The 1508-nt window shown below is 46.9% G+C and carries 2 protein-coding genes; both read left to right on the forward strand.

Features of this window, described 5'->3' with window-relative positions; translation table 11 throughout:
* Positions 1-55 precede the first annotated feature (55 nt).
* On the forward strand, positions 56-430 hold the full coding sequence (locus BUC01_RS26040; RefSeq protein ID WP_025836127.1) for a transposase: 375 nt from the start codon (positions 56-58) through the stop codon (positions 428-430).
* Complete coding sequence (locus tag BUC01_RS24795; RefSeq protein WP_025836125.1) at positions 427-1317, forward strand: IS3 family transposase; 891 nt, start codon at positions 427-429, stop codon at positions 1315-1317. The genes BUC01_RS26040 and BUC01_RS24795 overlap by 4 nt, the downstream gene beginning before the upstream one ends.
* Positions 1318-1508: the final 191 nt, after the last annotated feature.

Here is a 1508-nt window from a genome sequence, read left to right on the forward strand (position 1 = left end):
TGTCTTACACTGATATAGGTTGACACCTATTTGTAGGCATCAAAGAAGAAACAATATGCCAAAACTTAGTCGTAAGCCGTATGATGAGACTTTCATTTTGGAAGTTCTAAGAGATTATTACCTCAGTGGCCTGTCCATAATTGCTACTGCCAAGAAGTGGGGCGTTTTTCACCCCACCACTCTTTTGAGGTGGATTCAATGCTATCCGATTGATTCAGAATCCCTATCTTTGTCCGCAGAACTTATATCAAAACTGAAGATGCAGAACACTTCCAAATCCCGGGATCAACTCCTTGAGGAAGAGATATTACGTCTGAAAAAGGCTCTGGAACTTGAGAAATTGCGTTCCCATGCCTTTAAGAAGTTGATAGAATCCGCAGAAAAAGAAGAAGGGATCTCTATCTTAAAAAAAGATGGTGTCAGACAGTGACGGGCCTTCGCCAGGAGTTTCCCCAGATCAGCGTGAAAACTCTTTGCGGACTGTTTGGCATGTCCCCCCAGGCCTATTACAAGAAGAAAAAGACACTTCTCTCGCGTAACCAGATAAAAGCCGCCATCTTATCGGCGGTCCTGTATTACCGCTCCCAGGCCCCGAGCATAGGCGGGTTGAAACTGCATTACGAGCTTTGCTCCATTTATGGTGGTGAGGTGATTGGGGGCAGGGATGCTTTTCTGAACCTGTTGCGTTCGGAACACCTCATGCTGCCTCCCAAGAAGCCTCGCCACACCACGGATTCGAACCATTTGTACAAAAAATATCCGAACCTGATAAAGGGCATGACGGCACGCTACCCCAACCATATCTGGGTCAGTGACATTACGTATATATGGATCCAGGATGGCGTATGCTACCTGCATCTCATAACGGATATGTATTCCCACGCCGTCCTGGGCTGGGTGCTTGCGCCGGGACTCCAGGCGGCATATACCGTACAGGCCCTGGAACAGGCCATCCTCAAGGGTGGAGGTGGCAACCTCTGCGGCACCATACATCACTCGGACCGCGGTTCCCAGTATGCCTGCGATGACTATATCGGCCTCCTGACGCAACACCATATACGTATAAGCATGACCGAAGACTCTAAACCGACCGATAATGCAGTGGCCGAACGCATGAACGGAATCCTGAAGACAGAGTGGATATACGGCAGGTCGCTGTTCAAAGACGAACAGGATGCCAGGCAGCAGATTGCACAGATGATAGACTTTTATAACAATGGACGCCCGCATATGAGTATCGGCATGAAGAAACCCATGGATGTATATTGCGGAGAGCAGCCGGGAAAATGTTTATGGAAAAAGGCAGGGAGTATATGAGAGATAAAATGTATATTTGCATCACCGAGAACCGAAGGACAATCGGAAATATCCATTGTTTTTACCTCATGACAACTGTTTAAGAAAGCAAGAGGGAAAACTGACAACCTTTCCAGTAGGGAAAGATAAGATGTGACAACTTATTTAGTAACCAGCCCCGAATAGTGACAACCATTTTTAGGATAAGACAT

Origin of the sequence: Bacteroides stercorirosoris (genome assembly GCF_900142015.1) — a bacterium.
In the GTDB taxonomy this organism is placed as follows: Bacteria; Bacteroidota; Bacteroidia; order Bacteroidales; family Bacteroidaceae; genus Bacteroides; species Bacteroides stercorirosoris.